Origin of the sequence: Gillisella vitis (genome assembly GCF_021559775.1) — a bacterium.
In the GTDB taxonomy this organism is placed as follows: domain Bacteria; phylum Pseudomonadota; class Alphaproteobacteria; order Rhizobiales; family Rhizobiaceae; genus Allorhizobium; species Allorhizobium ampelinum.
On sequence record NZ_CP056047.1, the window covers coordinates 2,244,319 to 2,260,474 of the forward strand.

The 16,156-nt window shown below is 56.2% G+C and carries 15 protein-coding genes and 2 pseudogenes; 14 read left to right on the plus strand and 3 right to left on the minus strand.

The genetic code is table 11. From position 1 onward, the window contains the following. Nucleotides 1-28 precede the first annotated feature (28 nt). The 3 genes and pseudogenes from leuA to AVCG78_RS10600 all read left to right on the plus strand — a co-directional run bounded on the left by leuA (nt 29) and on the right by AVCG78_RS10600 (nt 2,416). Nucleotides 29-1,735: a 2-isopropylmalate synthase gene (gene leuA, locus AVCG78_RS10590; protein WP_071585370.1), complete on the plus strand. Its 1,707-nt coding sequence runs from the start codon at nt 29-31 to the stop codon at nt 1,733-1,735. A gap of 114 nt (nt 1,736-1,849) precedes the next feature. Beyond that, nucleotides 1,850-2,096: pseudogene (locus AVCG78_RS10595) on the plus strand (BrnT family toxin). Beyond that, nucleotides 2,096-2,416 carry a BrnA antitoxin family protein gene (locus AVCG78_RS10600; protein WP_071205211.1) on the plus strand — a complete coding sequence of 107 codons (321 nt, stop codon included), beginning with the start codon at nt 2,096-2,098 and terminating at the stop codon, nt 2,414-2,416. Before AVCG78_RS10595 ends, AVCG78_RS10600 begins: the two are co-directional and overlap by 1 nt. 29 nt (nt 2,417-2,445) lie before the next feature. On the opposite strand, the gene AVCG78_RS10605 is transcribed toward AVCG78_RS10600, so the two are convergent. After that, the gene (locus AVCG78_RS10605) at nt 2,446-2,877 is read right to left on the minus strand and encodes an Lrp/AsnC family transcriptional regulator (protein ID WP_041698142.1); all 432 of its coding nucleotides are present in this window, start codon (nt 2,875-2,877) and stop codon (nt 2,446-2,448) included. Nucleotides 2,878-2,999: 122 nt separating this feature from the next. On the opposite strand from AVCG78_RS10605, the gene AVCG78_RS10610 reads away from it, so the two are divergent. From AVCG78_RS10610 to queF, 11 genes and pseudogenes are all read left to right on the plus strand, one after another. Beyond that, nucleotides 3,000-4,121, plus strand: a complete 1,122-nt coding sequence (locus AVCG78_RS10610) for a saccharopine dehydrogenase family protein (RefSeq protein WP_156582869.1) — start codon at nt 3,000-3,002, stop codon at nt 4,119-4,121. A gap of 114 nt (nt 4,122-4,235) precedes the next feature. Further along, nucleotides 4,236-4,676, plus strand: a complete 441-nt coding sequence (locus tag AVCG78_RS10615; protein WP_071585368.1) for a YkgJ family cysteine cluster protein — start codon at nt 4,236-4,238, stop codon at nt 4,674-4,676. 205 nt (nt 4,677-4,881) lie between these two features. Next, a complete protein-coding gene (locus tag AVCG78_RS10620; protein WP_081355543.1) occupies nt 4,882-7,068 on the plus strand; it encodes a type VI secretion system Vgr family protein in 2,187 nt (728 codons plus the stop codon). A gap of 7 nt (nt 7,069-7,075) precedes the next feature. Then, nucleotides 7,076-7,915, plus strand: a complete 840-nt coding sequence (locus AVCG78_RS10625) for a hypothetical protein (RefSeq protein WP_139191469.1) — start codon at nt 7,076-7,078, stop codon at nt 7,913-7,915. A gap of 196 nt (nt 7,916-8,111) precedes the next feature. Then, complete coding sequence (locus tag AVCG78_RS10630; protein WP_071205161.1) at nt 8,112-8,684, plus strand: cupredoxin domain-containing protein; 573 nt, start codon at nt 8,112-8,114, stop codon at nt 8,682-8,684. A gap of 31 nt (nt 8,685-8,715) precedes the next feature. Next, complete coding sequence (locus tag AVCG78_RS10635) at nt 8,716-9,021, plus strand: PAAR domain-containing protein (RefSeq protein WP_015916752.1); 306 nt, start codon at nt 8,716-8,718, stop codon at nt 9,019-9,021. A gap of 218 nt (nt 9,022-9,239) precedes the next feature. Continuing rightward, a pseudogene (locus AVCG78_RS10640) lies at nt 9,240-9,944 on the plus strand (Stf0 family sulfotransferase). A 221-nt stretch (nt 9,945-10,165) separates the two neighbouring features. Next, nucleotides 10,166-12,355, plus strand: a complete 2,190-nt coding sequence (locus tag AVCG78_RS10645) for an anthranilate synthase (RefSeq protein ID WP_071205163.1) — start codon at nt 10,166-10,168, stop codon at nt 12,353-12,355. Continuing rightward, nucleotides 12,352-12,858 carry a GNAT family N-acetyltransferase gene (locus tag AVCG78_RS10650; protein ID WP_071585367.1) on the plus strand — a complete coding sequence of 169 codons (507 nt, stop codon included), beginning with the start codon at nt 12,352-12,354 and terminating at the stop codon, nt 12,856-12,858. The genes AVCG78_RS10645 and AVCG78_RS10650 overlap by 4 nt, the downstream gene beginning before the upstream one ends. A 199-nt stretch (nt 12,859-13,057) precedes the next feature. After that, on the plus strand, nt 13,058-13,975 hold the full coding sequence (locus AVCG78_RS10655; protein ID WP_071585366.1) for a cation diffusion facilitator family transporter: 918 nt from the start codon (nt 13,058-13,060) through the stop codon (nt 13,973-13,975). Beyond that, entirely contained in the window at nt 13,972-14,436 is a 465-nt protein-coding gene (queF, locus tag AVCG78_RS10660; protein ID WP_071205166.1) for a preQ(1) synthase, read from the plus strand. Before AVCG78_RS10655 ends, queF begins: the two co-directional genes overlap by 4 nt. A 71-nt stretch (nt 14,437-14,507) precedes the next feature. Here the strand turns inward: queF and AVCG78_RS10665 are convergent, their stop codons facing one another. Both AVCG78_RS10665 and AVCG78_RS10670 read right to left on the minus strand, forming a co-directional pair. Beyond that, the gene (locus tag AVCG78_RS10665; protein WP_071205167.1) at nt 14,508-15,344 is read right to left on the minus strand and encodes a DUF2076 domain-containing protein; all 837 of its coding nucleotides are present in this window, start codon (nt 15,342-15,344) and stop codon (nt 14,508-14,510) included. 156 nt (nt 15,345-15,500) lie between these two features. After that, complete coding sequence (locus AVCG78_RS10670; RefSeq protein WP_071205168.1) at nt 15,501-16,073, minus strand: HupE/UreJ family protein; 573 nt, start codon at nt 16,071-16,073, stop codon at nt 15,501-15,503. Between the last annotated feature and the right edge of the window lie 83 nt (nt 16,074-16,156).

Below are 16,156 nucleotides of genomic sequence, written 5' to 3' on the forward strand. Positions count from 1 at the left end.
GCATATTCGGGATGAGAAGAGAGCGAACATGTTGAAGACCAATTCCATCAAAAAGGGCATGCCCGACGCGGCAAAGAAATACCAGGCCTATCCGCAGATCGACATTTCCGACCGCACCTGGCCGGGCAAAACCATCACCCAAGCGCCGATCTGGTGTTCGGTCGATCTGCGCGACGGCAACCAGTCGCTGGTCAATCCGATGGGCCACGACCGTAAGGCCCGGATGTTCCAGTTGCTGCTGGAAATGGGCTTCAAGGAAATCGAGATCGGCTTTCCCTCGGCCTCACAGACCGATTTCGACTTTGCCCGCTGGTGTGTCGAGCAAGGCAATGTACCCGATGACGTCTCCCTGCAAGTGCTGGTGCAGTGCCGCCCGGAGCTGATCAGCCGCACTTTCGAGGCCCTGGAAGGCGCCCATAAGCCAATCATCCATTTCTACAATTCGACCTCGGAATTGCAGCGTCGCGTGGTGTTTGCCAAGGACGTTCCTGGCATCAAGCAGATCGCCGTCGATGCGGCGAAAATGATTATCGACATGGCCACCAAGGCTGGCGGCGGCTACCGGTTTGAATATTCGCCGGAAAGCTTTACCGGCACGGAACTGGAGGTGGCGCTGGAGATCTGCAACGCAGTGATTGCCGAGATCAAGCCAACCGCCGACAACAAGCTGATCCTCAACCTGCCCTCGACGGTGGAAATGGCGACGCCGAACATCTATGCCGACCAGATCGAGTGGATGTGCCGCAATATCGACAACCGCGAAAACGTCATCATCTCGCTGCATCCCCACAACGACCGCGGCACCGGCATCGCCGCCACCGAACTGGCGCTGATGGCGGGTGCCGACCGGGTGGAAGGCACGCTTTTTGGCAATGGCGAGCGCACCGGCAATGTCGATGTCGTGACGCTGGCATTGAACATGTACACCCAGGGCATCGATCCCGAGCTGGACTGCTCGCAGATCGAGCGCATCAAAGATGTCTATGAATATGCCAATGAAATGACCATTCCGGAGCGCCATCCCTATGTTGGCGAACTGGTCTATACCGCCTTTTCCGGTTCGCATCAGGATGCGATCAACAAGGGGATGAAGGCGGTGAAAAAGGCCAATTCCCCAGTCTGGGAAGTGCCCTATTTGCCCATCGATCCGCAGGACGTCGGTCGCTCCTACGAGGCGATCATTCGCATCAATTCCCAATCGGGAAAAGGCGGCATCGCCTATATCCTGCAACAGGATTACGGCATCAACCTGCCGCGCAACCTGCAAGTCGAGTTCCGAGAGGAAATCCAGCGCATTACCGATGAAGAAGGCGTGGAACTGCCCTCCAAGCGGATCTATGACAGCTTCATCAGCCGCTATATCGACCAGCCCAATGCCCGGCTGAAATTCGTCGATCACCACACCTATCCCGACACGGCCACCAAGGGCGTGCGGATCGTCGCCGCCGAAATCACCGATGGCGGCGAAGTCAAGCGCATCGAGGGCAAGGGCAATGGCCCGATCGACGGTTTCGTCAACGCGCTCTCCACCTATCTGGGCATCGAGATTTCGGTGCGCGATTATTCCGAGCACTCCCTGCAACACGGCTCCAACGCAGCAGCCATTGCCTATGTGGAAATGGATCATCCCGGCGGGCGGCTGTTCGGTGCCGGTATCAACCAGAACATCGTCACCGCCTCGCTGGAAGCCATCGTCTCGGCCGCCAACCGGGTGCTGGACGCAAGGGCGAAGTAAGCGAAGCTGACAACATCGGCGGGAGATGAAGGATCTCGCCGATGCTTTTGAAGTGCCGCGAAAGCTGGGGCGCCAGCACACTTGATCCGCATATTAAATGTGATACATTAAATAATGAAAATTGCCTATGACGAGGTCAAGCGGGCGAGCAATATCGAAAAGCATGGTCTCGATTTTGCCGATCTGACGCTCGATTTTTTCGAGGGGTCCACGGTTTATCCCGCCAAGCAAGGCAGATCATTGGCAATCGGAGAATTTAAAGGCCAGATCATCGCCGCAGTCGTCTTCCGTCCGCTTGGATCTGAAGCAATTTCAGATCATTTCCATGCGTGTCGCCAGCCGGAAGGAAAGGAAACTCTGATGCCCTTACAATTTTCCTCGAAACGGCCACTAACGGATCAGGAAGAGGCCGAAGTTCAAAAGCGAATTGCCTCTGATCCTGACAATCCAGAACTGACAGAGGGGCAGCGGTCAAAAGGACGCCCTTTCCGTGCGGCGTTTCCTGAACTGGCCGCAAGTATTGACAGCGAAAAAGCCAAGCGGGGCCGCCCGACTGTTGACAATCCACGGCAGCAGATTTCCGTGCGCCTTGATCCCGAAATCATCCAGCACTACAAATCCACCGGTAAGGGATGGCAAAGCCGGATGAACGATGATCTGCGCAAAGCCGCCGGCCTCTGAGCCAGAATTCCTGATCCAACCGGAGACGCTTACCGCGCAATCCGCGTCGACAGAATGATCGACGACAGCGTCCGCTCAACCCCCGAAAGCTCGCCAATCCGGTCAATCAGCCGGTCCAACTCCTGGATCGATGGCGCGGCCAACATGGCGATCAGGTCATAGGGGCCGTTGACGGAATGCAGCGCCGTCACCTGTGGGATGGCGGCCAGCTCTGCCGTGACGTTGGTCAATGCCTTTGGTGCCATGGTGATCATCACATGCGCGCGGATCAGCCCGCTCTGATAGGCGTCCGATAGCCGAAGCCCGTAACCGGCAATCACCCCTTCCCGCTCCAGCCGTTCCAGCCGCGCCTGCACTGTGGTGCGCGACAGGCCAAGCCGTCGCGCCAGCGTGGCCACCGGCATGCGGGCATTTTCACCCAGCAGCGCCAGCAATTCACGGTCCTTATCGGAGACCTGCATTATGCTCAATCCTTTCGGCAAATCGTCCATTAATATAAGCGAAAACGTTCAATTTGCCACTGTGAATCGACAGGGATCGGCTCCACACTGAAGGCTCGTCAAAAGCATCAGGGGAACGATCAATGAAAAACATTTCCATCATTGGCGCGGGAAAGATCGGCGGGGCAATTGCCCATCTTTTGGCGGAGACCGGCGATTACCGGGTGACGGTTGCCGACCGTAGCGCCGAACAATTGGCAAAGCTTGCCGCTCATCCCAGCGTAGCCACGGCTTTGGTTGATATTACCGACAGCAAAGCCCTTGATGCGCATCTTCACGGTCAGTTCGCCGTTCTTTCTGCTGCCCCTTTTCACCTGACCGGCGCCATTGCCGAAAGTGCGGGGCGCAGCGGCTGCCATTACCTCGACCTAACCGAGGACGTAGCGACCACAAAAAAGGTAGAGGTACTGGCGGAGGGCGCACGCACAGCCTTCATCCCGCAATGCGGTCTCGCCCCGGGCTTCATTTCCATCGTCGCCCATGATCTGGCGCAGCGCTTCGAGACACTGGACAGCGTGCGAATGCGGGTCGGCGCGCTGCCGCAATACCCGTCCAATGCGCTGAACTACAACCTTACCTGGAGCACCGACGGGCTGATCAACGAATATATCGAGCCTTGCGAAGCCATTGTCGAGGGACGGATGATCAGCGTGCCTGCCATGGAAGAGCGCGAAGAGTTTTCACTGGATGGCGTGACCTATGAAGCCTTCAACACGTCAGGCGGCCTCGGCACGCTGGCGAAAACCCTGGAAGGCCGGGTGCGGACCATGAATTACCGTACCATCCGCTATCCTGGCCACCAGGCGATCATCAAGGCGCTGCTCAACGACTTTAACCTGAAGAACCGCCGCGACGTGCTGAAGGACCTTTTTGAAAACGCCCTGCCCGCCACCATGCAGGATGTGGTGGTGATTTTCGTCACCGTCTGCGGCTGGCGCGAAGGCCGCTATATGCAGGAAACCTATGCCAACAAGGTCTATGCCAGCACTGTGGCGGGCAAGAAGATGAGCGCCATCCAGATCACCACCGCCGCCGGTATCTGCGCCGTGCTGGACCTGCTGGCTGATGGCGCGCTGGCGCAATCGGGCTTCGTGCGACAGGAGGAAATCAGCCTCGACGCCTTTGTCAACAACCGCTTCGGCCAGCTCTATCAATCGGCAGCCGCCCCGATAGCCCGAAAGCGCCACGAATACGCAGCGGCATAAGCGAAGACACGACCTCGCCTCATCAGGACAATCGTTTCAGGGTGAGGCGCATGGCGTGGGCGGTTGCCTTATGCTACGGCAGGTTCTCCGTTTCCAAGCTGCAAAAACCGCCCCATGCCCGTCGAAATTCCCTCAGCCCCGGCAGCCCTGCCCGTTCGCACGTGCGGCACCTGCACGCTCTGTTGCCGCCTGCCGGATATCGACGCCTTGGCAAAACCCGCCAATACCTGGTGCATCCACTGCACAGCCGGGAAAGGCTGCACGATCTACCCCGAGAGACCGCAGCTCTGCCGAGACTTTCTCTGTCTCTGGATGACAAGCGACAGTCTTGGCCCGGAATGGGAACCGGCCAAGGCAAAGATGATGGTCTACACTCAAGGTCCACAAATCACGGTCTTGGTCGACCCGGCCTTTCCGCAGGTGTGGCGTAACGAACCCTATGCCAGCGCGATGCGCCGCTGGGCAGCCGACGCGGAAACGACCGGAGGTTATGTCATCGTTTTTGTCGGCGAAGATGTGGTCAAGATCGATGCTAGCAAGACGCTGGCCGGTTAGACTTTGCACAATTCCTCATCGCCCTTTCCATTCACTAATGATCATTCGCAACCAAAAAAACAAACATATCCGGCAACACAACCAAAACCTTGACCTTTCGGAAAGCTAGTCTAATTTCGCCATAGGGATGGCGTGTTTGAAACAGTTCTGGCGGGCCATCGATATTGCATTTGATATTTTAAGACGCAATCCCGGGGGCCTTACGATGTTCGACGATATATTGACTGCCGATTTCATTCAGGCCAGCCGTGTCTTGAAAGTCTCCTCCCCACTGGGCGACGATCAATTGCTGCCAGAGCGGATGAAGGTGGATGAGGGCGTCAATCGTCTGTTTGAAATCACTCTGCATGTCCGCGCCAAGCGTGAAGCGGTCAAACCGGAAGAGCTTATCGGTAAGCTGGTCGATATTTCCCTGGAAATCCGCCAGGGCGAGTTGGGCGAGGATGGCCTGCGCCGCCCGTTCAATGGCTTGGTGACCGATCTTGAGGAAGGCCCGCCGGTCACACGTGGGTTACGCTCCTACACGCTCACCATCCGTCCGCAGATGTGGCTGCTGTCACGCCGCTCCGATTGCCGGATTTGGCTGGATATGACATCGATCCAGGTGCTGGAAACGCTGTTTTCCGAACATGGCCTGCCGCAGCCGGATATCGGCTTTCTACAGAACAAGCCACCGGCGCAAGGCTATTCTGTCCAATGGCAGGAAAATGACCTCGACTACCTGCTGCGTCGCTTGGAAGAAGATGGGATTTTCTATTGGTTTCAACATGATAAGGGCATTCATCGCCTGAAAGTCACCGACCACCAGATTGCCTGGTCAAAGGCCTCGGCCAGCGCGGAAGGCGATGACACCGTGCGGATCGCCCAAGGCTCTTCCGACCGTAACCACATCACCGAATGGATGCGGCGCTTCAGTTATGTCCCCGGTCAGCGCGTCGATGCCGACTGGAATTTTGAAACGCCGAACTTCATTCCGCGCTCGCAAACGCCCTCTCTCGTGGAGTTGCCGGGCAATGCCAAGCGCGAGCTTTACAATTACCCCGCCCGCGCCGCCGACTACCTCGAAATGGAGCGTGTCGGCAAATTGCGCGCTCAGGCGACCCAGGCGGATCACGAACGGGTCAAAGGCCAATCGACTGTGCGTGTGCTGGAGCCGGGACGACGCTTCAACCCCTATGAAGAACCCCACCCGGAACACAAATACGAAGAGCATGTGATTACCCGGATCACCCATTGGGTGGTGGATCGCTCCTATGAAACCACGGAAAACCAGCCGGAATATATCAACGAATTCGAGGCTATCCCCTCGCGCATCCCCTTAACCCCGCACCGCACCACCAAACGCCCGCGCATCGAAGGCGCGCAGGTGGCCATTGTCGCAGGCCCCTCGGGGGAAGAAATTCATCCGGACAAATACGGCCGGATCAAAGCCTGGTTCCCCTGGGACAGACGCGCCAAAAAGGACGGCTCCGACACCTGCTGGATCCGCGTCTCCCAAAGCTGGGCCGGCGGCCTCTGGGGCTCCCAGGTCATCCCCCGCATCGGCATGGAAGTGATGATCGCCTATATCGACGGCGACCCGGATAGACCGCTGGTAACAGGCGTCGTGCCGAATACGAACAACCCGGTGCCGTATGATTTGCCGGCGAACAAGACCAAGAGCGTGTTTCGGACCAATACGCATAAGGGGAAGTCAGCGCAGAAGTTTAATGAGCTGACGTTTGAAGATGAGGCTGGGCGGGAAGAAATTTATATTCACTCTCAGAAGGATCGGAATGAGAAGACCCGTAATAATCATACGGAACGCATAGACAATAACTGGGTTCAATCCGTGGGCTATAACAAAGCTATAGAAATTGGTAACAATCACAACGAAGCAATCGGTGGAAATTTTACTTTAACGGTAGGGCCGAGCGGTATCGGAAAATTAATTTCTCAAACAGATGCATGGCTACCCAAAGGTATTCCACTTGCAGGGTATGATTTTGGCGTCCTCGGCCTCGGAATGATGGGGACCGGCAATATGTTTACTTCCGTTGACCGATCCAAGTTGGAGATCGTCGGTCTAGCAAGCGTGGAGGAGGTAAGCCTAAGCAAAACAATCTCAACTGGCGCTGAGTTCAAGGTCATTTCACGAAAGAGCATTGATATTTCGGCGCTTGAAAATCATATCGAAGATGCTGGGGGAAAACGAGTGATTCAGTCTACGCAAAAACTCGAGTTAATCTGTGGCAACTCACGAATCACCATGCTTCCCAATGGGGAAATTATTATGGCCGGTACTAAGCTAACCATATCAATCAGTAATTGTATTGCGATATTTACCGACACCATGGCTTCAAAAATTACGTCATTGTTCAGCGTAATTTCCAAACGTATAAATTTGAATTGAGGCACAAATGACTGGTGGCATCACTTATTCTGGAAATGTAGTGCAAAGCGAACGTTCTGACGGCAATATTGCTGAATCAGTCGAAATTCCATTTAGCGACAAAAATTTTCTACAGAGAGCAGCAAACAAAAAACCGCAAATTACCCTCGAATACCTCAGATCAACTGTATCCGGATTTGCTGCCGGAACATATTCATGGCCATTTGATTATACTTTATGCCTTAATTGGATTGCAGGAACTGCCGGATTTTACGGTGGGCAAATCAAAATCCTCTGCGATAAGCAAACTAAAATCATATTAAACGTAGCAAGCGCAGCCCAAACGGCAACATATTATATGATTTTCAGAGGATTATTATGGAAATTACTTAACAATGAAGATGCGCGTCAGTTAGTTAAGAAAGAGCTGGATCAACTCGATATAGTTGGTCAGCTTGCAAATAGACTGCCTGACGTTCTTCATTACGGTTCACGGATGGTGGGCCGCTTCATGAGTGGTATGGCGTTCACAGAATGGATGGAAAGTGGCGGTACTTTGAGAGGACGAGCCTCAAAAGGTGCCTCTGTCGCTATAAGCACATTTAATCTCCTAGCAGCCACTTGGGGCGCAGCTCTGCATGCGTCATTAAAACATGGCGATGCGATTGATGTGGTCCAGATTTTTATATCAATTATTACCGGGGACCCTGATCACAAGCTTTCCTCGAGCGAATATACGGAGCTTTTCAAGACAGCCAAAGAACTTGCGGAGGCCGCGCTTGAAGATCCGAAAAACGCCGAGGACTTTAAAAACTACCAACAGTTCATCAAGAATTGGCTGCACTTTGGTGCAAGCGGGGGAAAATGATGCGATTTTTGATTTTCCTAATTTGGACTTCAGCAGGAATAGCAGGAATTATCCTGATGATTTTATCAGCGATAGCGATATCGTCCGTTTTTCTTTTTAAAATAAATGATTTTAATTTTAACAATATTATGTTTTTACTAATATTTTCCGTATTATTTTTCCTTGGTGGCTATTTATATTACAAAGGAACACATCATTGAAAAAGGGTATTTGGCAATACACCGTACCGAAAGCGATCATCTCTTTTCTAACATATATATTTCTTTGTTCACAGGCTCTTGCGGCTGAACAAGAAAATGAACTCTGCAATGCAATGGCGGAAGTTGATCGAGCGAATTGCAAGGCGTCTCTCGAGCTTCTGATGAGCGGCGGCCCGAAGCCCTACAAGCCGAGCGTCTTTGTGCGGGCGAAAGATGGAAAGTGGGCATTTCGATACGAGATGACGCAAGCTTCCGAAGCAGAGCCATTTTGCATTCTCTTGATGAACCATCTCGTACTTCGACAAGACCGCAGCACCCTTCTGCAGTACACCTCCTACGATGACATGCTCGACTTCGACATCCCCGAATTGGACATTCACGAAACAGCTATTCCCGGCAGATTGGGCGAAATCTTTGTTGACGTTACACGGAGACCACCCACGGTCGAACTCCCGATGGAAACAAAAGACAACGTCAATGCTGGTATTCGTGTCGAGATTCTTCAGCCCACCGCATATGCCGAGTGGGAGCGTAAGGCGGTGAAGCAAGATTGCAAGACGATTGACTGACGCTACAGTTATAGAACAGGAGGACGTTCAAATGCCCGCCATCACCCGCCTCGGCGATATTGGTTCCGGCCATGCCTGCCATTTCCCGCCGACGCCCTCCATAGAGGCCAGTGGCAATGTGTTCATCAACGGTCGCGGGGCCGTCCGGGTTGGGGATGCCTATGGGGCGCATGCCTGTTCGTCCTGCCCGGAGCCAAGCCATGGCCGGGCTTTGGCTGCGGGCTCGCCGACGGTTTTCATCAATGGTCAGCCTGCGGGGCGGATTGGCGATGCGATTGATTGCGGCGGGGCGGCTGCCGAAGGATCCGGCGACGTGTTCTTGGATGATGGCGCCTAAGCCGTTTCATAAGCATTCGTTTCTTTAAAGGCCCTCAACAGGCATTGTTTCACCGCCTGTAATATCCGGTTTTATTGTCTGCGGTCACCGACCTGTCACACCTCGTTACTATAGGGCTGGGCATCTTCAATGATTGTTCGGTTCAAAAGACGATGGCGAAATTCCATTCCTATGTGATTTGCACCTCGCCACGCAGCGGCAGCACCTTGTTGTGCAATATGCTGGCAGCAACCGGAGTGGCGGGTAAGCCGAAATCCTATTTTCATCAGGGGCCGATTACCGATTGGCTGTCCTATCTCAATCTGGAAATCAACCCCGCTTAGCCGGAAAGCGATCTTCTGGCGGCGATCTTTGAAGCTGCGGTCGAGACGGGCCGCAATGGCACGGGTCTGTTTGGGCTGCGGCTGCAACGGCACAGTTTTGATCTGTTTGTCGAAAAGCTTGCCGTTCTTTACCCGGTGCTGGCCAGCGATCGGCAGCGGATCGAGGCTGCGTTCGGATCCACGCTGTTCATTCACCTGACACGCCTGGATAAGGTGAAACAGGCCGTCTCCTATGTGAAAGCCCAACAAACTGGATTATGGCATCGCGCACCCGATGGTACGGAGCTGGAACGGCTGTCTGCGCCACGCGATCCAATTTACGACGCCGCCAAAATCCACGCCAGCTACGACGAATTCATCCAGTATGATCGCGCCTGGCAAAGCTGGTTCGACATGCAAGGCATCCAGCCCTTGCGGATCACCTATGAAGCGCTTTGCACCGACCCCATTGCCAGCCTGAAGGATGTGCTAGTGCAACTGGGAGTGAATGGTGAGGCTGCAAGCAGCGTCGTGCCCGGCACCGCCAAGCTGGCAGACGGGATCAACCAAAGCTGGGAGACACGGTTTCGCACGGAGTATTTGCACAGTGATCCCCTATGATCGGGGGGCTGAAAATCACTCTTGCGCGGCGTGGCGGACCGGGTTATGAATTCCGCCATGAAGATCGTTTTGTCCATGAATGCTTGGTGGTGGGTTCGCTAACGCGGCCTTGACCAGTCATGTCTGAAGACGATTGACCCAAAGCCGCCCGGATTTCCTGAGGCGGCTTTTTTGTGTTCATGGCCCCTCACTGACGGGCTTTACGATGAGGAAGAAGCGCCATGGCAACCATTATTCGCGACGATAATAGCGATGTCTACCAGACCCGGGGCGGGATTACGGTCACGCGCCAGCGTCGTGCCACACCCTATGCCGATGCAGTGTCCAGCTATGTCGAAAAGCTGGATGAGCGGCGCGGCGCGGTGTTTTCCTCCAACTATGAATATCCGGGCCGCTATACCCGCTGGGATACCGCCATTGTCGATCCGCCGCTGGGCATTTCCAGCTTTGGCCGCGCCGTGTGGATCGAGGCCTATAATGGCCGGGGCGAAGTGCTGCTGTCACTGATCGCTGAAAAGCTGAAGACCGTGCCGGAACTGGTTCTGGGCGCGCTGACCACGCAGCGGCTGGACTTGACCGTGAAGACCCCCGACCGGGTATTTACCGAGGAGGAGCGCTCCAAGGCGCCCACGGTATTTACCGTGCTACGCGCCATTACCGATCTTTTCTATTCGTCGGCTGACAGCAGCATCGGCCTGTTCGGGGCTTTCGGCTATGATCTGGCCTTCCAGTTCGATGCCATCGATCTGAAACTGACACGGCCGGACGACCAGCGCGACATGGTGCTGTTTCTGCCCGATGAAATTCTGGTCGTTGACCACTATTCCGCCAAGGCCTGGATTGACCGCTATGATTTCGAAAAGGACGGCGTAACCACGGCGGGCAAGGCCGAGACAATTGCGCCGGAGCCTTTCCGCCACACCGATACCATTCCGCCGCGCGGCGATCACCGGCCCGGCGAATTTGCCGAACTGGTGGTGAAGGCCAAGGAAAGCTTCCGCAAGGGCGACCTGTTCGAAGTGGTTCCCGGCCAAAAATTCATGGAGCGTTGCGATAGCAAGCCCTCGGATATTTCCAAGCGGTTGAAGGACATCAACCCGTCGCCCTATTCCTTCTTCATCAATCTCGGCAATCAGGAATATCTGGTCGGCGCTTCGCCGGAAATGTTCGTGCGCGTCAACGGACGGCGCATCGAGACCTGCCCGATTTCTGGCACGATCAAACGCGGCGACGACCCGATTGCCGATAGCGAACAGATCCTCAAGCTGTTGAATTCCAAGAAGGACGAATCTGAGCTGACCATGTGTTCGGATGTTGACCGCAACGACAAGAGCCGGGTCTGCGAGCCGGGCTCGGTCAAGGTGATCGGCCGTCGCCAGATTGAAATGTATTCCCGGCTGATCCACACGGTTGACCATATTGAGGGCCGTCTGCGCGACGATATGGATGCGTTCGACGGCTTCCTCTCCCATGCCTGGGCGGTGACCGTCACTGGCGCGCCAAAACTCTGGGCGATGCGTTTTGTCGAAGCCCATGAGAAAAGCGCGCGCGCCTGGTATGGCGGCGCGGTCGGCATGGTCGGCTTTAATGGCGACATGAATACCGGGCTGACGCTGCGCACCGTGCGCATCAAGGACGGTATTGCCGAAGTGCGGGCCGGTGCGACGCTGCTGAATGACAGCGATCCGCAGGAAGAAGAAGCTGAAACCGAATTGAAGGCATCGGCCATGATTGCTGCAATCCGCGACGCCAAATCCGGCCAAAATGCCAAGGCCCAGCGCGGCGTGGCAGCTGTCGGCCATGGCGTCAAAATCCTGCTGGTCGATCATGAGGACTCTTTCGTCCACACGCTGGCCAATTACTTCCGCCAGACCGGCGCTACCGTCAGCACGGTGCGCAGCCCGGTGCCGGAAGAGGTGTTTGATCGCCTGAACCCCGATCTCGTCGTCTTGTCGCCCGGACCGGGTTCTCCATCGGATTTTGATTGCACGGCAACGATCAAGAAAGCGCGGGACCGCAACCTGCCGATCTTCGGTGTCTGCCTTGGTCTCCAGGCGCTGACGGAAGCCTATGGCGGCGTACTGCGGCAGTTGGATGTGCCGATGCATGGAAAGCCATCGCGCATCCGCGTGCTGGAACCCGGCATCGTGTTTTCCGGCCTGAACAAGGAAGTCACGGTCGGGCGCTACCACTCGATCCATGCCGATCCGGCCAGCCTGCCCAAGGATTTCATCATCACCGCCGAAAGCGAGGATGGCACGATCATGGGTATCGAGCATACAAAAGAGCCGGTGGCCGCCGTGCAGTTCCACCCGGAATCGATCATGACGCTCGGCAACGATGCCGGGATGCGGATGATCGAGAATGTGGTTGAAAAGCTGGCCAAGCGGGCGAAGGTGAAGGCAGCGTGAGTGCGCTTGTCATTCAGCCGATAGAAGCGAGCAATGTCGAGAGCTTTCATCAGGCTCTCGACGCGGTCGCACGCGAGCGTCGCTATCTGAGCATGCTGGAAGCGCCGCCACTGGACCGTCTGCAAGATTTCGTGGCTGGCCTTAAGCAAAGCAACAATCCGCAATTCGTGGCGCTTGATGGTGCGCGTGTCGTCGGCTGGTGCGACATTCGCCGCCATGACCGCGAACTCCACGCCCATCGCGGTGTGCTGGGCATGGGCATTATCGATGGCTACCGGGGCGCTGGCCTCGGCAAACGGCTGATCGAAACCACCCTTGCGGCATCATGGGCAATCGGCCTGCACCGGGTGGAACTGGATGCCCACGCCGATAACGACCGCGCCATCCGCCTTTACGAAAGCGTCGGCTTTGTTCGCGAGGGGGTGGCCCGCGATGCAGTGCGGATCGATGGGCGATTTGTCGATGTCATCCATATGGCGATCATTCGCTCAAACACAGCATGATCTTCATCGCACATTAATTAGCAATATCTACTATTTATTAACGCCGCTTTGGATTATCCATCCTTCGGGTTTGACAGATTAGCAGATATCAAGGATATGAGACCCATCATAAACCGTCCAGCCTTTGCAGGCTTGGGCGGTTTTGCCGTCTTAAGGGCATGAATTTTGCAACTGGTTCGCAAATGCAGGAGTGGGCGTGATGTCCGAGCATAATCCTATCGTCAAGCGTCTGGCCTTCTGGGGCATTCCGCTATCTTTCGGCGTGCTGGGCCTGAAGCTCCTGGCCTGGTGGGTCACGGGGTCCGTGGCGCTGTTGTCGGATGGGTTGGAATCCACAGTCAATGTGGTGGCGGCTTTCATCGCCTATTTCGTGATCGGCTATGCCCAGAAGCCTGCCGACCATGACCATCCCTATGGGCATCACAAGGCCGAATATATCTCGGCTGTTATCGAGGGGGTGCTGATCGTCATTGCCGCGCTGCTGATCATGAAGGAGGCGGTGGCCGCCCTTGAAGCGCCAACCATGCTGGATGCACCGGCGCTTGGCCTGGCAATCAATTTTACCGCCGGTGTCGTCAATGCGGTCTGGGCGACCATCCTGATCCGGGTCGGCAAGGCCAACCGGTCCCCTGCCCTGACGGCGGATGGGCAGCATATCATGTCGGATGTGGTGACATCGGTGGGCGTGCTGATCGGCCTTGTTCTGGTGGTGATCACCGGTTATGCCATTCTCGATCCGCTGCTGGCCATTCTGGTGGCCTGCAACATCATCTATCAGGGCTGGAAAGTGATCAGCCATTCCGTCGATGGCTTGATGGACAAAGCAGTCGAACCAGCGGAAGAAGACGCGATCAAGAAGGCGATTGCCGATCACGCCAGTGGCTCGCTCGGGGTGCATTACCTGCGCACCCGCCGGGCTGGGGCAGCGACCTTTGTTGGTTTCGATCTCGTCGTGCCAGCCGTGATGCCGGTGGGCGAGGCCCATGAGATTTGCGACAGGCTGGAAGCGGCGGTGCAAGCCGTGCAGCCGGGCGCGCGGGTGACGATCCATGTGGAGCCGGAAAGTGAAGAGGCCCATGGCGTCCGTGTTAAAGTTGTTGAAGGAGAACATGCATGAGCAAAACCGATGTTTCCGGCCTGTCCCAACTGGGCCACCAGGTGGATGCACCGACCAGCCCTGAGACCGCGGTGCTGGAACGGGTTCCCAATACCAATGCCGGAACCGATTACGTCGTGCGCTTCACCGCGCCGGAATTCACCTCGCTCTGCCCAATGACCGGCCAGCCGGATTTCGCCCATATCGTCATCGATTATATTCCGGGCGATTTCCTGGTGGAATCCAAGTCGCTGAAATTGTTCATGACCTCGTTCCGCAACCACGGCTCCTTTCACGAGGATTGCTCGATCTACATCGCCAAGCGGCTGGTAGAGCTTCTCGACCCGAAATGGCTGCGGATCGGTGCCTATTGGTATCCACGCGGCGGTATTCCCATTGATGTGTTCTGGCAGACCGGAGAAGCGCCGAAGGGTGTTTGGTTGCCGGATCAAGGTGTGCCGACTTATCGCGGAAGAGGATAAGCAAAAAGCGCCGACAATTCGGCGCTTTTTTTGTCTGGATCACAACATAGCGTGCTGACAAGCATGCATACTCACGCATTCATACTGTCATCGCCACCGAAATCACTGTCATCGAAGCTGCTATTGTCATAGCTGTCATTATCAGTGTCCAGGCTGGCCTGCTGGACGCCGCTGTCATCATTTTGGGCGGGCGTATCGTCGCGGCCATTCTCGGTGATGTTGTAGGTATTGTTGTTGATGATGGTTTCCTCGACCGGTGCTTGAGCCATGCCGCCGAGACCGCCCATGCCGCCAGCGCCCAGCATATTGCCGAAGCCGCCGCCGTGGCTAGAGAAGATGTCACGCACCGCATCAGCCACCAGCACGCCACCGGCAACGCCTGCCGCCGTGGTCAGGGCACCGCGCAGAAAGCCGCCGCCTGCTGGAGCTGCTGCTGGTTGTTGTCCCGGTTGCTGCCATTGGCCGCCTGAAGGCACGCCTCCCCAAGGGCCGGATTGTGGCGGGGCGCTGCGGCTGTAATCGTCATAGCCACGGTTCTGCGCTGGTGCCGCACCCCAAGGCCCTGCGTTGCGGGATGGCGCAGGCGCCGGACTGCCGCCTCCAAAAATCGAGCTGATGCCGCCTAGGAAGCCACCGCTTTGTTGCTGAGCGGGCGGTTGGGCCGGTCCACGGGACAGTTCATCCTGCAAATGGGCGATCTGGTCTTCGAGATCGCGGATCTTGGCGGTCGCTGCCTCCAGGCCTTTTTCCTGAATAATCACCGCCTGGGCCAGATAATAGGTGGCATAGGGCTGGCTGCGCAATTCGCCTTCGATCAGGCTTTCGGCTTCGCGGTCGCGCGGCGTTGAAGACGCCTGGCGCACGCGGTCAAACAATTGGGTCAGTAACTGGCGCTCTTCCGGTGACATGGATCTCATCTCCGATGACATGACTGAACCTGATCTAGGATCGCAATCATGGCTGTTCCAAGCCCTTGTGAATTACAAATATGTAACCTGTTCTGGTCCACGACGAAAAACGGCGGGATTTCTCCCGCCGTTGCTGGTTTGACCTTGAATGACTTATCAGCCCAGCATCAGGGCAGCACCGCCAAGCGCTGTGGCTACGCCGAGCAGCCGGGTGATGCGCGGGCCGAAGCGGTTGAGACCGACGCCAAGGCCAATACCGACTGCATGCAGGGCGGCGGTAGCGATCAGGAAGCCGAGGCCGAATTCCAATGCACCGGCGCCAGCCAGTTCGGTGCCATGCGCATAGCCATGGAACAGCGCGAAAAGAGCGACGACGGCGGAAGCGCCAGCGGCGGGCATGCGCACGGCAGTTGCCACCAGCAGGCCGAGAGCCATGACGGAGGCCAGGATGGCTGGCTCAACGAAGGGAAGATGCACCCCTGCCAGCGCCAGAAGAAAGCCGATGGCCATGGTGCCGACAAAAGCGGCGGGCACGGCATAGAGCGCCTTGCCACCCTGCTGCGAGGCCCAAAGACCGACGGCAACCATCGCCATGATATGATCAGGTCCGGTCAGCGGATGGGAAATCCCGGCCAGAACCGAGCCGTGTTCGGCAGGATTAAGATGGGCGAAAGCCGGAGCGGCGGCGCTTGCGAAAATGGCAGCGGTGAATGAAATGCGTTTGAACATCAACAGTCCCTCTTTTGGTCAACCTGGCGTCCGGGATTCGGTCCCGCCGATTTTCTCTTTATGTCAGCCGCAAATGTAACGTA

Excerpts from the sequence above, each read along its gene's own strand:
- leuA (WP_071585370.1), top strand. The coding sequence starts at position 29 with ATGTTGAAGACCAATTCCATCAAAAAGGGCATGCCCGACGCGGCAAAG.
- AVCG78_RS10600 (WP_071205211.1), top strand. The coding sequence starts at position 2,096 with ATGCCCTTACAATTTTCCTCGAAACGGCCACTAACGGATCAGGAAGAG.
- AVCG78_RS10605 (WP_041698142.1), bottom strand. The coding sequence starts at position 2,877 with ATGCAGGTCTCCGATAAGGACCGTGAATTGCTGGCGCTGCTGGGTGAA.
- AVCG78_RS10610 (WP_156582869.1), top strand. The coding sequence starts at position 3,000 with ATGAAAAACATTTCCATCATTGGCGCGGGAAAGATCGGCGGGGCAATT.
- AVCG78_RS10615 (WP_071585368.1), top strand. The coding sequence starts at position 4,236 with ATGCCCGTCGAAATTCCCTCAGCCCCGGCAGCCCTGCCCGTTCGCACG.
- AVCG78_RS10620 (WP_081355543.1), top strand. The coding sequence starts at position 4,882 with ATGTTCGACGATATATTGACTGCCGATTTCATTCAGGCCAGCCGTGTC.
- AVCG78_RS10625 (WP_139191469.1), top strand. The coding sequence starts at position 7,076 with ATGACTGGTGGCATCACTTATTCTGGAAATGTAGTGCAAAGCGAACGT.
- AVCG78_RS10635 (WP_015916752.1), top strand. The coding sequence starts at position 8,716 with ATGCCCGCCATCACCCGCCTCGGCGATATTGGTTCCGGCCATGCCTGC.
- AVCG78_RS10645 (WP_071205163.1), top strand. The coding sequence starts at position 10,166 with ATGGCAACCATTATTCGCGACGATAATAGCGATGTCTACCAGACCCGG.
- AVCG78_RS10655 (WP_071585366.1), top strand. The coding sequence starts at position 13,058 with ATGTCCGAGCATAATCCTATCGTCAAGCGTCTGGCCTTCTGGGGCATT.
- queF (WP_071205166.1), top strand. The coding sequence starts at position 13,972 with ATGAGCAAAACCGATGTTTCCGGCCTGTCCCAACTGGGCCACCAGGTG.
- AVCG78_RS10665 (WP_071205167.1), bottom strand. The coding sequence starts at position 15,344 with ATGTCACCGGAAGAGCGCCAGTTACTGACCCAATTGTTTGACCGCGTG.
- AVCG78_RS10670 (WP_071205168.1), bottom strand. The coding sequence starts at position 16,073 with ATGTTCAAACGCATTTCATTCACCGCTGCCATTTTCGCAAGCGCCGCC.